Consider the following 15,989-nt stretch of genomic DNA (forward strand, 5'->3'; position numbering starts at 1 on the left):
CCTCACCCCGTCACGTGCAAGGTCGAGGGCCCGCCGTAGATCGCGAGGTCCATGAGCAGATCGACGATCATGATCCCGATCAGGGAGTTGCGCACCGCGCCGCCGACGCCTCGGCCGACTCCGGCCGGACCGCCGGACGCGGTGAATCCGTAGTAGCAGTGCACTGACATCACCATGATCGACATGACCAGCGCCTTGGCGAACGAGATGAAGATGTCCGACGGGACCAGAAAGACGCTGAAATAGTGTTCGTAGCTGCCCGTTGACTGTCCGAAAAGGACGGTCACCACGACTTTGGTCGCGGCGTAGGAACCCAGCAGCGCCAGCGAGTAGAGCGGGATCACCGCGACAAGACCGGCGATGATGCGCGTGGTGACGAGAAACGGGACCGACGGGACCGCCATCACCTCAAGCGCGTCGATCTCCTCGTTGACGCGCATCGCGCCCAGCTGGGCGGTGAAGCCCGCGCCGACCGTCGCCGTCAGCGCGATACCGGCGAGCACCGGCGCTCCCTCGCGCGTGTTCGCGTACGAAGACACGAAGCCCGACAACGCTTCCAGTCCGACGTTCGCCAGCGACGTGAAGCCCTGCAGCCCGACTTCGACGCCCACGGCGGCGGTCATGAACACGACCACCACGACCGTGCCGCCGATCAGGGCGAGACCACCCGTGCCGAGGCTCACCTCGGCGATCAGCCGGAAGATCTCTTTCTTGTAGCGGCGCAGCGCACGCAGGATCCAGCCGTAGGCCTGGCCGTAGAAGGACAGCTGCTTGCCCAGCGAGCGAAGCGTCTCGACGGGCTTGGCCGCCGTCGTGCGTAACGAAGTCATGGCGCCCTAGTTCCGGTGCTGCAGGAAGACCGCGGTGATGACCGAATTGGCCAGGAACAGCAACATGAAGCTGAAGACGACGGTCTGGTTGACCGCGTCTCCCACTCCCTTCGGGCCGCCCTTGGCGTTCAGGCCGAGATAGCAGGCGACGAGACCGGCGAGCATGCCGAACACCGTCGCCTTGAACTCGCTGACCAGGAAGTCGCTGAGCCCCGTCACCAACGTCAGGTTCGACACGAACAGACCCGCGCTGGCGTGCTGTGCGAACACCGAGAACAGGAAGCTTCCGGTCAGGCCGACCAACGTGACCAATCCGTTGAGCGCCAAGGCGACCAGGGTCGAAGCCAGCACCCGCGGGACGACCAGCCGCTGCACCGGCCGAAGTCCCAGCGCCTGCACCGCTTCGATCTCCTCGCGGATCTTGCGGGCGCCGAGGTCCGCGCAGACCGCGGTCGCCCCGGCGCCCGCGACCACCAGAACACTCACCATAGGGCCGATCTCGCGCACTACGGCGAGTCCGGCTCCCGCTCCGGCGAGATCCGTCGCGCCCATTTCCGTCAGCAGCTGGTTCAGCTGGAAGACGATGATGACGCAGAACGGGATCGCCACCATCAGCGTGGGCACCACCGACACCGAAGCGATGAACCACGCCTGGTTCAGCAATTCGCGCCACTGGAACGGCCTGCGGAACATCGAACGCGCGGTTTCGGCCGTCATCGAGTAGAACCCGCCGACCTGCCCGGCTATCACACTTCCGTACATGTCGTTGGACACCTCGCGCCGGCAAGGGACTGCCGCGGCAGTCCGGATTCACGATCTGGCAGGCCCTGCGCGGGAGACGTCGTGGTGCGCGTCATTGCGCCGGCCCGGATGGAGAACCGCGGAAGTCATGATCGAATGATCCGCAGTCATTGAGCAAGTTTTCTACGCATATTGATGAAGGCCTGTAGACTACATCGGCCATTCGGCGTATGCAAGACGGATCACACCCCCGCATCCAGCGGCGACCGGAACCGAAACCGGTTCACCCGCCCGGAATCCGAGAGCTGACTACCACCATGAGCCCACGGCCAGGCGACAGCGCGGTCGTCGAACTGAGGCCGTCCGCGATCGAAGGCGGCTTCGCGGCGCGGGACCTCCTCGGCCCCGGCGCCCGAGTGCCCGAACTCGACGAACTGGACACCGCACTCGTCCTTCTCCTGCTGAAAGACGGACGGCTGAGCAACCGGGAATTGGCGACCGCGACGGCCGTCGGCGAAACGACTGTCGGCGTGCGCCTGCGGCGGCTGGTCGCCAGCCGGGTGCTGACCTTCACCGCACTGTTCGACTGGGAAGCCGCCGGCTTCGACTGGCTCGTCATCGCGAAGATCAACGTCGGGGCCAGGACGCCGAAGGACGTCGCCTACGACGTCGCACGGCTGCGCCAGTGCGAAGCGGCCGCCGTCGCGTTCGGCGAGGCCGACGTGCTCGCCTACTTCCTGGCCACGGACCGGGAAGAAATCAACGACCTGCTCGAGCACCAGCTCGCGGCGGTCCCCGGGATCACCTCGGCCAGGATCGATGTCGCGACCCGGTCCGCTGTGACGGATCTGGGCAGGCGCTTCTACCTCGCCCAGCAGGCGACGCCCATCCGGCTGCCCGCACCAGTGGTCGCCCTGGACAGCCTCGACGCAGACATCATGCAGGCGCTTGTGGACGACGGGAGGCAGTCGAGCCGGCGCATCGCGCGCCAGCTGTCGGTCTCGGAAGGCACCGTCCGCGCCCGCGTCAACCGCCTGACCTCGTCCGGCTTGATGCGCATCGCGGCCTTGGTGGAACCATCGGCCTTCGGTGCGATCGGAGCCATCGCGAACATCGGCCTGCGAGTCGACCGCGGTGCCGTCGGCACGGTCTACGCCGCACTCGACAGCTTGCCGCAGAGCCTGTTCAAAGCCGTCACCGTCGGCAGTGCGGACCTCACCGTGACGATCGCCGGAAGCGACCAGAACGAGCTGCTCAACGCGGTCCTTCAGCACGTCCGCGCCCTGCCCGGCGTGCACTCGGCGGAACCCCTCCAGCTGGTGGACGTCGTCCGCTTCCCCGTGCATTTGAAACGGCTGACGTGAACAACCAAGATGCGCAGTATATTGACAGTTTTGCTACGCGAACCGCATCAACGGTACGGTACCGTCAGATCGCGCGGAGAATGTCCTCGACCCGGTCTTTCGCATCGCCGAACAGCATGGCGCTGTTGTCGCGGAAGAACAGCGGATTCCGCACACCGGCGTAACCCGATGCCATGGACCGCTTGAACACAACTACATTCTCGGCCTCCCATACGGTCAGGACGGGCATTCCCGCGATCGGGCTCGACGGATCCTCGGCGGCGGCCGGGTTGACCGTGTCGTTGGCTCCGATCACGAGCACGACCGAGGCGTCCGGAAAGTCGTCGTTGATCTCGTCCATCTCGAACACGATGTCGTAGGGCACCTTGGCCTCGGCCAGCAGCACGTTCATGTGGCCGGGAAGACGGCCTGCCACCGGGTGGATGCCGAACCGGACGTCGACGCCCTTCTCCCGAAGCTTGCGCGTCAGCTCAGCGACGCCGTACTGCGCTTGGGCGACCGCCATGCCGTAGCCCGGGGTGATGATGACCGAGTCGGCGGCGGCCAGCAGTTCGGCGACACCTTCCGCAGAGGTCTCGCGATGCTCGCCGTGCTCGGCATCCTCAGCCGGGCCCGCCGCGATGCCGAACCCGCCGGCGATCACGGCAAGGAACGAGCGGTTCATCGCCTTGCACATGATGTAGCTCAGGTACGCGCCGGACGAGCCGACCAGCGCACCGGTGATGATGAGCAAGTCGTTCTCCAGCAGGAAACCCGACGCTGCCGCGGCCCAGCCGGAGTAGCTGTTCAGCATCGACACCACCACCGGCATGTCACCGCCGCCGATGGAAGCGACGAGGTGCCAGCCCAGCACCAGCGCGAGCGCGGTGACCGCGATCAGCAGCCACGGCTGCGGCTCGGCGACAAACCAGACAGTCAGCGCTCCGAAGGCGACCAGCGCGCCGACGTTGAGGGCGTTCTTGCCAGACAGGATCAACGGCCTCGACTTGATCCGCGCGGACAGCTTGAGGAACGCCACGATCGAGCCGGTGAACGTCACCGCGCCGATGAAGATGCCGATGAACACCTCGGCCGAGTGGATGCCCTGCAGCCCCCGGGTCTGCAGGCTCAGCGTCTCGGCTCCGTGCGGATCGTTTTCCACCCGCAGATAACCGTTCCAGCCGACCAGCACGGCGGCCAGGCCGACGAAGCTGTGCAGCAGGGCGATCAGCTCGGGCATGCCGGTCATCTCGACGACCCGCGCCCGCCACAGACCGGCCGCGGCGCCGACGACCATGGCCCCGATCAGCAGGCCGAGACCCACAACGTCGAGGTCGGCGTCGACGGCTTTGGCGACGGTGGCGATCAGCGCCACCGTCATGCCGAGGATGCCGAAAGTGTTGCCCAGCTTGGCACTTTCGTGCCGCGACAAACCGGCCAGCGCCAGAATGAACAGCAAAGCGGCGACGACGTACGCGGCCGTCGTCGCGGAGACGATGTCGATCATGGCCTGGTCAGCTCCTGGAGAACATGGCGAGCATGCGGCGAGTCACCGCGAAACCGCCGAAAACGTTGATGCCGGCCAGCAGAATGGCCACGGCCGAAAGCACGGTGACGACCGTGCCGGTCGAGGAATCGTCCTGCCCGATCTGCAGAAGCGCGCCGACCACGATAATGCCCGAGATCGCGTTGGTCACCGACATCAACGGCGTGTGCAGCGCGTGGTGCACCTTCCCGATGACGTAGTAGCCGATGACGATCGCGAGCGAGAAGACGGTCAGGTGCCCCTGCAGCGCCGCCGGAGAAACCGCGATCAGCGCGAACAGGACAGCCGCCGCGGCGACCACGGTGCCGAGCCGCGCACCCGCCGAAGCCGCCGGCTTTTCCTCGGCCTGTGGCTTCGGCGGGGCCGCGACGGGCGGCGCCCCTGCCGAGACTTGGACCGGCGGAGGCGGCCAGGTGCACTCGCCGTCGCGGACCACAGTCATCGACCGCTGGACCACGTCGTCGAAGTCCAGGACCAGCTCGCCGTCCTTCTCCGGGGTCAGCAGCTTCATCAGGTTGACCAGATTGGTGCCGTAGAGCTGGGATGCTTGCGCGGGCAGCCGTCCGGCCAAGTCGGTGTAGCCGATGATGGTCACACCGTTGCCGGTCACAGCTTTCTCGCCCGCCACCGACCCCTCGACGTTGCCGCCGTTGGCCGCGGCCATGTCCACGATCACGCTGCCGGGCTTCATCGACGCGACCATCTCCGCCGACAACAAGCGCGGAGCCGGACGCCCCGGAATCAACGCGGTGGTGATGACAATGTCGACCTCGGACGCCTGCTGCGCGTACAGTTGAGCCGCGCGCTCCTGATAGTCCTCCCCCATTTCCTTGGCATAGCCCGTCTCCGACACCTCGGCCTCCGGCGATGCGACCGGCAGGTATTCCCCGCCCAGCGACCGAACCTGGTCGGCCACCTCCGGACGCGGGTCAGTCGCGCGCACCACCGCGCCGAGCGAACCCGCCGCACCGATCGCCGCCAACCCGGCGACACCCGCACCGGCGACAAGCACCTTGGCGGGAGGCACTTTGCCCGCGGCGGTGACCTGCCCGGTGAAAAACCGGCCGAACTCGTGAGCAGCTTCGACAACCGCGCGATAGCCCGCGATGTTCGCCATCGAAGACAGCACGTCCAGCGATTGGGCACGCGAGATCCGCGGCACTGCGTCCATCGCCAGCGCAGTGATCGGCCGTCGGGACAATTCCTCGACCAGTTCCGCGTCGAGTGCCGGACGGAGCACGCCGATCACGGTCGCGCCCGCACGCATCTCGTCGAGTTGGCCGTGGGTCGGCGCGTTCACCGCGAACACGATGTCGGCGTCACGCGCGGTCCCGATAGTCGCGCCCGCGTCGACGTAGGCCTCGTCGGCGAAACTCGATGCCGCACCCGCCCCGGGCTCGACCACGACGTCATAGCCCAGCTTGCGCAACTGGGTCACCGTCGCCGGGGTCGCCGACACCCGGGTCTCCCCGTCGTGCCGCTCCTTCAGTACTTGGATAATCACGTCTCGCCCTTAAAATCAGCAGACAGCTGCGCTCAGCTCAGCACGTAGTCGGCGGGGTCGAACTTCTTGAGCCCTTCCACGAACTGCTTGGTATAGCCCGGGAAAACCACCGAGGTCCCGCCGTCCGGGTCGAGGTACCAGCTGTTGCAGCCGCCGCTGGTCCACACCGTCCCCTGCAGCCGGCGCCGCACCTCCTCGGTGTAGCCGTCTTGCGATTCCTGCCGCACCTCGAGGCTGCGCTTGCCCGTGCGCTCCATGGCGTCCAGGGCCTGCATGATGTAGTCCATCTGTGCTTCGGCCCAGACCAGGATCGAGGTGTGGCCGTTGAAGGTGTACGGGCCCAGCAGGGTGAAGTAGTTGGGGTAGCCGTTCACCGCCGTGCCCAGGAACGCCCGCCGGGTTTCCTTCCACTCGTCCTGGAGCGTGGTGCCGCCGCGTCCGATGAGCGGGTCGACGATCGGCATGACCTTGTAGCCGCTCGCCAGGATGATCGTGTCCAGCTTGCGCACGGTGGTGCCGCCGTCGGCGTTGCGGGTGCGGATGCCGTCCTCGGTGACCTCGACGATCGGGTCGGTCACCAGGTCGACGTTCGGCTTGTCGATCGCGGGCCAGAAGGCATCGCTGATGACGATGCGCTTGCAGCCGATGTCGTAGTCGGGGGTCAGCTTCGCGCGCTTCACCGGGTCGCTCACGGTCTTGCGCAGCCGCCATTTCGCCACGCCCTCCAGCCACCGGCCGCGGCCCTTCTTGAGCCATGTCCACGCGATCGCCTCCTGCGTCCAGTACTGCCGGAAGCGCACCGCGCGCTGGACGGCGGGGAAGGCTCGGTACAACGCTCGTTCCCAGGCGTAGGTGTGGCGGTTCATCCGCGGGATGATCCAGCTCGGCGTGCGCTGGTACACGTCGAGGCTGTCGACGACCGGCTGGATCTGCGGCACCAATTGGCACGACGACGACCCGTTGCCGATCACTCCGACGCGCTCGCCGCGCAAGTCGTGGCCGTGGTCCCACTGTCCGGAGTGGAACATGGTGCCCTTGAACGATTCCAGGCCGGGAATGTCCGGGAGAACCGGCCGGGACAGCGGACCGGTCGCGCTGATCAGGAACTGCGCCGCGTACTCCCCTTGAGAGGTGGCGATGCGCCATTCCGCGTCCGCTTCGTCCCACACCGCGCCTTCGACCTCGTGGTTGAGCCGCACGTACCGCATCAGGCCGAACTTCTCGACGATGGAGTGGGTATAGGCGAGAAGTTCGTCGTGCGGCGCGTACGTCTGGCTCCAGTTCGGATTCGGTGCGAACGAATACGAGTAGAGATGCGACTTCACGTCGACCGCGCAGCCGGGATAGGTGTTGTCGCGCCAAGTTCCGCCGACCGCGTCCGCCCGCTCCAGGATGACGAAGTCGCGCACGCCCGCCTTCGTGAGCTGAACCGCCATCCCGAGGCCGGCGAATCCCGCGCCGACGATGACGATCTTGACGGTGTTGCGCGCAGGCGCCGAACCGTTGCTGACCATGTGAACCTCCGGAAACGCACGCCGGGCCGTGAGACCGCACACGTATTACTGATTAATTAGTAACAAGAGGGTATGGGGCTGTCAAGAGCGGCGGCGGCTCAGTCGAGGACGCCGACCGCCCGCAGCGCGAGCACGCTGTAGAGTCGTCCCAGCTCGTCCGGGCTCCCTGAGGGCCGCGGCCCGTACCAGCGGGCCACGTCGATGCCGAGCGACAGCAGGGCCGCACCGATCCCGCGCACGTCTCCGTCCGCGAACGCGCCCGCGACGATCCCGCGGCGGAGAAGAACACGGACCTTTCGTTCCGCGTCGCGCCGCAACACGAGCAACGCATCGCGATGCTCCGCGTTCAGCGCGTCGTTCTGGTAGAACACCACGCGGGCGACAGTGTGGTGCTCGGCTTGCCAACGCACGAAGGCATACATGAGCACCTGCAATGCCTCGACCGGATCGTCCATGGCGGAGGCGGCGTCGACGATCTCGACGCTGACCGTGTACCCCCGATGACTGATCTCGAAGAGCAGTTCCTCTTTGGACCGGAAGTGCACATACAGGGCGGCGGTGCTGAGCCCCGTCCCCGCGATGATGTCCCGCAGGCTGGTCCCGTGAAATCCTCGAGTCGCGAACGTCTCGACTCCGGCGCGGACGAGCTTGCGCGCCGTCTTCGACGACACGTCCGCCCATAATTCGCGCCGCGGCACAAGTTCAGCGCCCAGCGCCGCGACCCGGTCGAGCCCGGTGCCGGTGACAACGTGGCCTCGCGCCATGGGAGTCCCTTCCTTCAGCCGCCTGCCGGAAAAAGACGACGGCCTCCCCGGACTCGACTCCGATGACCGTTGCACACACGGGTCTTCGCCCTGTCGTTCGTCAACCGACGCGACGTTCGCGGCCGGCCCAGTACGGCTCCCGGAGCGCGCGGCGGTAAAGCTTGCCCACTGCGGTCTTCGGGATCTCGGCCACGATGTCCAGCGACAGCGGCTTCTTGTAGCTCGCCAAGCCCGCGTCCTTGCAGAATTGCTGCAGCTCCTCAAGCGCGAGTTCCGCGCCGTCGTGCAGCGACACGCACGCCTTCACGCACTCGCCCCAGTTCTCGTGCGGCACCCCGACGACGGCGACCTCGTTCACCGCTGGGTGTCCCGAGATCACGTCCTCCACTTCCCGCGGATACACGTTGAGCCCGCCGCTGACGATCATGTCGTGTTTGCGGTCGACGACGGTGATGAAGTCGTCCTCGGAGCGGGTGGCGAAATCGCCGGTGCGGAACCAACCATCCACATAGGACTTCGCAGTCGCCTCCGGGTTGTTCCAGTAACCCACCGACACCGCATCGCCGCGTACGCAGATCTCGCCCATGTCGCCGAGGGGCACCTCGACGAGATCGTCGTCGGCGACCTTGATGTCGAAGTACAGTGCCGGACGCCCCGCGGAAGCGAGCAGCGCCGGGTTCTCGGCGAGCGCCCGGACGTGCTCGTCCGGGTACATGATCGTGTTGTACATCGCGCCGCCTTCGGTGCTTCCGTAACCCTGCAGGAAGATCGGCCCGAAGATGTCGATGGCCTTGCGCAGCACGACCGCCGAGATCGGCGAACCCGAGTACAGGACGGTGCGCAGGCTGCTCAGGTCGCGGTCCCGGATATTCGGCACGTTGACCAGTGTGTTGATGATCGCCGGGGGCACCAGGGCATGCGTCACCTTGTCGTTCTCCACCGCGTCCAGGAAAGCCTCGACATCGAAGCCGCTGTGCAGCAGCGAACGGGCGCCGCGGAACAACCCGGGAATCACCAGCAGTCCCGACTGGTGCGACAGCGGACCGACGTGCAGGATCACCGAATCCGAGTCCATGTCGGCGGCGATCGTGGCCAGAATGTTCCGGTACATCGCCATCACGTTGCGCTGCAGGTAAAGCACGCCCTTGTAGACGCCGGTCGTGCCGGAGGTGTGGAAGACGACCGCCGGCGCCTCCGGGCTCAGCTCGATCGGCCCGATCGGCTCCGACGCGGCCACCAGTTCTTCGTAGCGCTCTCCCGGGCCGAGGGTGATCAGCTCAGCGGAAGGCGCGCTGCCGTCTTTCATCAGTCCGGCGATGACCGGCGCGAATTCGGGTCCGGCGACAATCGCCCTCGGCGCGAGATCGGTGAGCACCGCCGCCCACTCTCGTTCGCCGTCCCGGGCGTTCAGCCGGGAGCGCACCGCTCCGGTCATCGACGCGGCCAGCTCCACCTCGGACCATTCGCGTCGATTGGCCATGACCGCGACGACGCCGTCGCCGGGCCGCACGCCCAGGCCGCGCAGGCCGGAGGCGATGCGGCGGCTGCGGTCCCACAGCTCGTGGTACGTCGCGGTGCCAGCGTCGTCGATGATCGCCGGCGCGTCCCGGAATCGCTGGACCGCGGCACCGACGATGTCGTGAATCAACTCAGCCATTGAGTGTCTCCTTGTCGGTGCGGCGGTCAGGACAGTCCGGCGACGCGGTTCCAGCCGGGCTCGCGGAAGAGCTGCTCGGCGATGATCTTCTGCTGGATCTGGCTGGTCCCGCCGCCGATCGCGAGCAACCGCGCGTCCCGGTAGAGCCGCTCCACCTCGTAGTCGCGCACGTAGCCGTACCCGCCCAGGATCTGCACCGCCAGGTCGGTGGCGTGGCTGGCGTTGCGGGCGCCCAGCAGCTTGCCCGCCGAACCCGAGACGATCGCCGGCCGCCCCGAGTCCACGAGCGCCGAGATGTGCCGGTACAGCAGCCGGCTCACCAGCAGGTCGGCAGCGATGTCGGCGAGCATCTGCTGCACGGCCCCGATCCGGTTGAGCTTGCCGCCGAACGCGTCCCGGTCGGCGGTGTAGGCGGTGGTGATGTCCAGCGCGCGGCTGGTGACCCCGGCCGCGAACGCCGACGCGGCAATCCGCTCGTAGTCGAGCACCTCCATGCCGATCCGCCAGCCCTGCCCGACCTCGCCGAGCACGGCGTCGTCGGACACCGTCACGTCGTCGAAGACCACCTCGCACGTGGGCGATGAGCGCAGTCCCATCTTGTCGAGGGTGCGCGAGACCCCGATCCCGGGAGTGTCCATCGGAATCAGGAACGTGGTCATGGTGTCGCGGATCCCCGCGCCTCCGGTGCGGGCCAGCAGCAGGATCCCGTCGGCGATGATCGCGTTGGTGATGAACATCTTCCGGCCGTTGATGCGCCATCCGCTCTCGGTGCGCTCCGCCTTCGTGGCGATGTTCGCGACGTCCGAACCCGCGTGCGGCTCGGAAACCCCCCACGAGGCGATCATCTCGCCCTCCGCGAGGCCCGGCAGCCAGCGCGCCTTCTGCTCGTCGGTGCCGTACAGCGTGACCGCCCGCGCGAACAGGTACATCGGCATGGTCGACATCGCGAGCCCGGCGTTGCCGTAGGTGAACTCTTCGATGCCTTCGTGCAGCGCGACCGAATCCGGTTCGCCGGCCCCGCCGTACTCCTCGGGGATGATGGTGGCGTACAGACCGAGCCGGCCCGCGCCCCGCAGCAATTCCGCGATCAGCTCGAAGTTCTGCGGATGCCCGTCGAGTTCCTCGTTGCGCGGGATCACCTTCTCCTCGGCGTAGCGCCGCATCGATCGGGCGAACAGAGACGGCTCCGCCGTCGGGGCGGCGATGGTGGTCTGGCTCATGCTCGAAATTCCTCCTTGAACTCGGGCGGCTGATCAGCGGCCGGTGAAAACGGGCCTGCGCTTCGCCGCGAACGCCGCCAGCCCCTCGGGGGCGTCTTCGCTGGTCAGGCAATAGCGGGCGGTGACCTCGCGCTCCAGCCGAAGGCCCTGGGGCACGCCGGTTCCGTCCCACCACGCGGTGTTGAGAACCTGCTTGGCATTCGCGACCGCCAGCGGCGACTTCTTCGCCACGTCGGCCGCGAAAGCGATCCCGGCCGCGCGCAGTTCGTCGTCGGGGACGACCTTGCTGACCAGTCCCCAATCGCATGCCTCGGCGGCAGTGAGCAGCCGACCGGAGAAGATCAGTTCGCGCGCCCGCGCCGGCCCCACCGCGCGCGGCAGCAGGGTGAGCACGCCGCCCCCGCCCATCTGCCCGTAAGGCAGGTGCGCGTCGCCGATCCGCGCGGACTCGGCCGCGATCGCCAGGTCGCACGAGAGCAGCAGTTCGATACCCCCGGCGATGGCGATGCCGTTCACCAGGGCCACGAACGGCTTCGGCTGCTCAGCGATCATCGTGCACGCGCCGTGCATGATGTCCAGGAACTTCGGGAACTCCACCGGGTCGCGCTGGAGCGTCCGGTACTTCTCCATGTCGCCGCCGGCGGAGAAAGCCTTGCCCGCGCCGGTCACCGCGACCACGCGGACGGCCGGATCCTCGGCGAGATCCCGGAAAAGCCGGTGGACCACGACACCGGTGTCCATGTCGAACGGATTCATCTCGTCCGGCCGGTTGAACGTGATCAGCCCGAGAACCGAGCCGCGTTCGTCGACCGGGATCCGTTCCACGATCACCTTGCCGTCGTGGCGGTGCTCCACATCTGCGGTCATCTGCTGGCCTTTCAGACACATGCGGGTCCGGTCGACCGGAACGCCTTACTAATTAATCAGTAATCGCGCACTCTATGCAGCGGTCCGCTCGCCGTCAACACCTATGACTGAAGCGCCGGCATGCGGAGCAGCTCTTCCGCGCGCACCGTTGACGAACTCCGCCTATCAGTCAGTCGCAATCAGGGGAGCCGCCATGAAGACCGATCTGCCCATAGCCTCACCGAACTGCTCGACGTCGGGCACCCGACGGATGGGGTCGTTCCAGATCGTGGCCCTCGCCGCGGCGGCATCGGCGGACTGGACACCGTGGGCATGCCGGGCATGAGTCCTGCGTTTCCAACGCGGGTGCCCCCTGCGCCCGGAAGGATCAGGCCCTCACGCGCAGTCAGTCCGAGGACGACCCCGGATGACCGCGGAGGACCTGGGATCCTGTGCCGCCCGCCTCGCCCCGGAGGGCGTTCACCGGAACCTTTGACAGTCTCGGAGAGCCGGTGCTAGCTTCGCCACCAGTAGCCTACTAATCAATCAGTAATCTGATGGGCACCCGGTCAGACCACGCGGGCCGGCGGAATCAGCCGCCCACGCCCGATCTCGCGAGGCCGAGCCGGACTCAACTAGACGAAGGATGGGCAGCCATGACGACCCTGCGCAGCGAAATAGTGGTGGTCGGCGCCGGCATCTCCGGGATCGCCAGCGTGATCAAGCTCAAGGAGGCGGGCTTCGCCGACGTGGTGGTGCTCGAGCGCGGCGACGACGTGGGCGGGTGCTGGTCGACCCAGAAGTACCCCGGCCTTACCATCGACGTCCCCTCGATGTACTACTCGTACTCGTGGGCCCAGAAGCCGGACTGGTCGAGCGCCTGGACTCCCGGTCCGGAAATGCACGAGTACTGCCGGAACGTGGTCGAGCAGTTCGGCGTTCGCGACAAGTTCCGGTTCGGCGTGCAGGTGACCGGCTCCACCTACGACGAGAAGCGCAACGAGTGGGTGACCGAGACCGCGGACGGCACCCGGTACGTGTCGCGGTATCTGCTGAACGCGAGCGGGGTCCTGAGCGAGCTGAAATGGCCTGAGATCGAGGGCATGAAAGACTTTCAGGGCACGCTGCTGCACACCTCGGCCTGGGACGAGAACCTCGACTTCACCGGCAAGCGCGTGGCCATCATCGGCACCGGAGCCACCGGAATCCAGCTCGCGCCGGAGATCGCTCCGCAAGCCGGGCAGCTGGACGTGTACCAGCGCACGCCGATCTGGCTGCTGCCCAAACCCGCGTTCAAGCTGAAGCCGCGCACCCAAAAGGCGTTCGCGACCGTCCCCGGGCTGCTGCGCGCCGCCCGATTCGGGATCGCGTTCCTCATGGACATCGTCTTCTTCCAGTCGTTCGTGAACTACCCGACCATGGGCCCGCTCACCCGCCTCGCCGAAAAAGTCGGCCGCCGGCACATCAACCGCCAGGTCGACGACCCCGAGGTAGCCAGGAAACTCACCCCGGACTACGACTGGGGCTGCAAACGCCCGAGTTTCTCGCAGAACTTCTACCCGATGTTCAACCGGTCGAACGTCGAACTCGTCACCGACTCGATCGAGCGCTTCACGCCGACCGGAATCGTCACCGCCGACGGCGTCGAGCACGAGACCGACATCGTCATCTGCGCCACCGGTTACCAGCCGTTCTCGGGACGGTCACTGCCCACCTATCCCGTCCGCGGCCGCGGCGGGCAGGACCTGCGCGACTACTGGGAAAACAACCGTTACCAAGCCTTCCAAGGCGTCACCGTCCACGGCTACCCCAACTTCTTCCTCATCTTCGGCCCCTACAACAACATCAGCGGGTCCTACATCGCAGGCGTCGAACTGTCCGTGCGCAACATGGTCACGGCGCTCAAAGGCGCGCGCAAAAAACGCGCGAACTACATCGAAGTGGACGCCGCCGCCCAGCGTCGCGAGTTCGAAGAGATCATCGCCAAGCAGCCGAAGTCGATCTTCCAGGCCGGCAATTGCACCGGCTCGAACACTTACTACATCGACGCGCACGGCGACACTCCCCTCATGCGGCCGAGCAACCATCTGAAGGAGTGGATCGCGGCCAGGCGCGGTGACCTCAGCCCGTACCACATCCGTTCCGTCGCCGATGCCACGTCGAAGAAGCGCACCCTGTCCCGCCGCTAGCAGCGAATCACGCATGCGGCGGGGCATCGTTTCGATGCCCCGCCGTATTCCGCTGCCCACCGCCACCGACCGAGGATCAGACATGCCCGCCCCCCTTTCTCGTTCCGATATCGACTTCCTTCTCTACGAATGGCTCGAGGCCGAACGTCTCACCAGCCGCGAACGCTTCGCCGACCACTCCCGCGAGACGTTCGACAGCATCATGGACGTCGCCGCGGAGATGGCGACAGAAGTGTTCGCTCCGCACAACAAGAAGGCCGACCAGAACCCTCCGCACGTCGCCGCCGACGGCAAAGTGGCGATGATCGACGAGGTCAAGCTCGCCGTCGACGAATTCGCGAAGGCGGGGCTGCTGGCGTCGAGTTTCGACGAATCGCTCGGCGGAGTCCAGCTGCCGATGGTGGTCACCCGCGCGGCGATGGCCTGGTTCCAGGCCGCCAACCCGGGCAGCTCGTCGTACTCGTTCCTCACCATGGGCAACGCCAACCTCCTCCTCGCCCACGGAACCGAAGAACAGATCGACACCTGGGTCCGGCCGATGCTGGACGGACGCTTCACCGGCACGATGTGTCTGTCCGAACCCGACGTCGGCTCCTCGCTCGCCGACATCACCACCCGGGCGGTCCCCGCCGGCGACGGCACGTACCGGATCTCAGGGAACAAGATGTGGATCTCCGGCGGCGACCACGAACTGACCGAGAACATCGTCCATCTCGTTCTGGCCAAGGCACCCGGCGGCGGTCCGGGAGTCAAAGGCATCTCGCTGTACGTCGTGCCCAAGAAACAGGCGGACGGACAGGCCAACGGGGTCTCGCTCGTGAGCCTCAATCACAAGATGGGCAATCGGGGCACGACCAACGCGCTTCTCGAATTCGACGGCGCGACCGGCTGGCTGGTGGGCGAGGAACACCGCGGCCTGGAGTACATGTTCCACATGATGAACGAGGCCCGGATCGGCGTCGGGTTCCTCGCGACGTCGCTCGGATACGCCGGATACCTCGCGTCGCTGGAGTATGCGAAGACCCGCACACAGGGTCGCGACCTCACCGCCAAGGACCCCGCGTCGGCGCCGGTCGCGATCATCGAGCACCCCGACGTCAAGCGGATGCTGCTGGCGCAGAAGTCCTACGTCGAGGGCGCGCTGGCCCTCGGCCTGTACTGCAGCAAGCTGGTCGACGATGCCGCGACGGCACCGGCGGACGAGGCGCAGCGTGCCAGTCTCCTCCTCGACGTGCTGACTCCGATCGCCAAGGCCTGGCCGTCGCAGTGGTGCCTCGAAGCCAACAACCTCGCGATCCAGGTCCACGGCGGTTACGGCTACACCACCGAATTCGACGTCGAACAGTACTACCGGGACAATCGGCTGAACGCGATTCACGAGGGCACCAACGGAATCCAGGGCTTGGACCTGCTCGGCCGCAAGGTCGTGATGAAGGGCGGCCAAGGGCTCGCCGTGCTGGCGCAGACCGTCGGCGACACTGTCGCCCGCGCGCGGGAAGCGGGTGGCGAGAGCGCGGAGTACGGCACAGTGCTCGCAGCGGCGCTGCAGCGCCTCACCGATACCACCGCTGCCCTGTGGAAAGACCGCGATCCCGCTGTGGCGCTTGCCAATTCGTCGGTCTATCTGGAGGCGGCCGGGCACGTCGTGGTGGCCTGGATCTGGCTGGAGCAGCTGTTGGCGGCCGGCGAGTCCACAGGAGACCTCTACGACGGCAAACGCGCCGCGGCCCGCTACTTCTACCGCTTCGAGCTGCCGAAAACGGGTCCGCAGTTCGATCTGCTCGCAAGCCTCGACCGGACGACGCTCGACACGGACCCGGCATGGCTCTGAGCAA

General features: G+C 66.8%; 12 protein-coding genes. 3 read left to right on the forward strand and 9 right to left on the reverse strand.

All coding sequences use genetic code 11. The features are described from left to right. Positions 1-2 precede the first annotated feature (2 nt). Positions 3-830: an MlaE family ABC transporter permease gene (locus ACFSVL_RS39665; RefSeq protein WP_378312163.1), complete on the reverse strand. Its 828-nt coding sequence runs from the start codon at positions 828-830 to the stop codon at positions 3-5. Between the two features lie 6 nt (positions 831-836). Beyond that, a complete protein-coding gene (locus tag ACFSVL_RS39670) occupies positions 837-1,592 on the reverse strand; it encodes an MlaE family ABC transporter permease (protein WP_378312165.1) in 756 nt (251 codons plus the stop codon). A 296-nt stretch (positions 1,593-1,888) separates the two neighbouring features. Here ACFSVL_RS39670 and ACFSVL_RS39675 point away from each other — a divergent pair, with 296 nt between their 5' ends. After that, positions 1,889-2,935 carry an Lrp/AsnC family transcriptional regulator gene (locus ACFSVL_RS39675; RefSeq protein ID WP_378312167.1) on the forward strand — a complete coding sequence of 349 codons (1,047 nt, stop codon included), beginning with the start codon at positions 1,889-1,891 and terminating at the stop codon, positions 2,933-2,935. A gap of 64 nt (positions 2,936-2,999) precedes the next feature. On the opposite strand, the gene pntB is transcribed toward ACFSVL_RS39675, so the two are convergent. From pntB to ACFSVL_RS39710, 7 genes are all read right to left on the reverse strand, one after another. After that, positions 3,000-4,421, reverse strand: coding sequence for a Re/Si-specific NAD(P)(+) transhydrogenase subunit beta (gene pntB / locus ACFSVL_RS39680; protein WP_378312169.1), 1,422 nt, complete (start codon positions 4,419-4,421; stop codon positions 3,000-3,002). A gap of 7 nt (positions 4,422-4,428) precedes the next feature. Next, entirely contained in the window at positions 4,429-5,964 is a 1,536-nt protein-coding gene (locus tag ACFSVL_RS39685) for a Re/Si-specific NAD(P)(+) transhydrogenase subunit alpha (protein WP_378312171.1), read from the reverse strand. A 32-nt stretch (positions 5,965-5,996) separates the two neighbouring features. After that, complete coding sequence (locus ACFSVL_RS39690) at positions 5,997-7,478, reverse strand: flavin-containing monooxygenase (protein WP_378312173.1); 1,482 nt, start codon at positions 7,476-7,478, stop codon at positions 5,997-5,999. 98 nt (positions 7,479-7,576) lie between these two features. Beyond that, entirely contained in the window at positions 7,577-8,242 is a 666-nt protein-coding gene (locus ACFSVL_RS39695; protein ID WP_378312175.1) for a TetR/AcrR family transcriptional regulator, read from the reverse strand. A 100-nt stretch (positions 8,243-8,342) separates the two neighbouring features. Then, entirely contained in the window at positions 8,343-9,899 is a 1,557-nt protein-coding gene (locus tag ACFSVL_RS39700; protein ID WP_378312177.1) for a class I adenylate-forming enzyme family protein, read from the reverse strand. Positions 9,900-9,925: 26 nt separating this feature from the next. After that, on the reverse strand, positions 9,926-11,119 hold the full coding sequence (locus ACFSVL_RS39705) for an acyl-CoA dehydrogenase family protein (protein ID WP_378312178.1): 1,194 nt from the start codon (positions 11,117-11,119) through the stop codon (positions 9,926-9,928). Between the two features lie 33 nt (positions 11,120-11,152). Next, positions 11,153-11,986, reverse strand: coding sequence for an enoyl-CoA hydratase/isomerase family protein (locus ACFSVL_RS39710; RefSeq protein ID WP_378312180.1), 834 nt, complete (start codon positions 11,984-11,986; stop codon positions 11,153-11,155). 635 nt (positions 11,987-12,621) lie between these two features. Between ACFSVL_RS39710 and ACFSVL_RS39715 the strand changes: the two genes are divergently transcribed. Both ACFSVL_RS39715 and ACFSVL_RS39720 read left to right on the forward strand, forming a co-directional pair. Beyond that, complete coding sequence (locus ACFSVL_RS39715; RefSeq protein ID WP_378312182.1) at positions 12,622-14,154, forward strand: flavin-containing monooxygenase; 1,533 nt, start codon at positions 12,622-12,624, stop codon at positions 14,152-14,154. A gap of 82 nt (positions 14,155-14,236) precedes the next feature. Then, a complete protein-coding gene (locus tag ACFSVL_RS39720; RefSeq protein WP_378312184.1) occupies positions 14,237-15,985 on the forward strand; it encodes an acyl-CoA dehydrogenase in 1,749 nt (582 codons plus the stop codon). Positions 15,986-15,989 lie beyond the last annotated feature (4 nt).

Origin of the sequence: Amycolatopsis silviterrae, assembly GCF_042684085.1 — a bacterium.
Taxonomy (GTDB): Bacteria; Actinomycetota; Actinomycetes; order Mycobacteriales; family Pseudonocardiaceae; genus Amycolatopsis; species Amycolatopsis silviterrae.

Excerpts from the sequence above, each read along its gene's own strand:
- ACFSVL_RS39665 (WP_378312163.1), bottom strand. The coding sequence starts at position 830 with ATGACTTCGTTACGCACGACGGCGGCCAAGCCCGTCGAGACGCTTCGC.
- ACFSVL_RS39670 (WP_378312165.1), bottom strand. The coding sequence starts at position 1,592 with ATGTACGGAAGTGTGATAGCCGGGCAGGTCGGCGGGTTCTACTCGATG.
- ACFSVL_RS39675 (WP_378312167.1), top strand. The coding sequence starts at position 1,889 with ATGAGCCCACGGCCAGGCGACAGCGCGGTCGTCGAACTGAGGCCGTCC.
- pntB (WP_378312169.1), bottom strand. The coding sequence starts at position 4,421 with ATGATCGACATCGTCTCCGCGACGACGGCCGCGTACGTCGTCGCCGCT.
- ACFSVL_RS39690 (WP_378312173.1), bottom strand. The coding sequence starts at position 7,478 with ATGGTCAGCAACGGTTCGGCGCCTGCGCGCAACACCGTCAAGATCGTC.
- ACFSVL_RS39695 (WP_378312175.1), bottom strand. The coding sequence starts at position 8,242 with ATGGCGCGAGGCCACGTTGTCACCGGCACCGGGCTCGACCGGGTCGCG.
- ACFSVL_RS39700 (WP_378312177.1), bottom strand. The coding sequence starts at position 9,899 with ATGGCTGAGTTGATTCACGACATCGTCGGTGCCGCGGTCCAGCGATTC.
- ACFSVL_RS39705 (WP_378312178.1), bottom strand. The coding sequence starts at position 11,119 with ATGAGCCAGACCACCATCGCCGCCCCGACGGCGGAGCCGTCTCTGTTC.
- ACFSVL_RS39710 (WP_378312180.1), bottom strand. The coding sequence starts at position 11,986 with ATGACCGCAGATGTGGAGCACCGCCACGACGGCAAGGTGATCGTGGAA.
- ACFSVL_RS39715 (WP_378312182.1), top strand. The coding sequence starts at position 12,622 with ATGACGACCCTGCGCAGCGAAATAGTGGTGGTCGGCGCCGGCATCTCC.
- ACFSVL_RS39720 (WP_378312184.1), top strand. The coding sequence starts at position 14,237 with ATGCCCGCCCCCCTTTCTCGTTCCGATATCGACTTCCTTCTCTACGAA.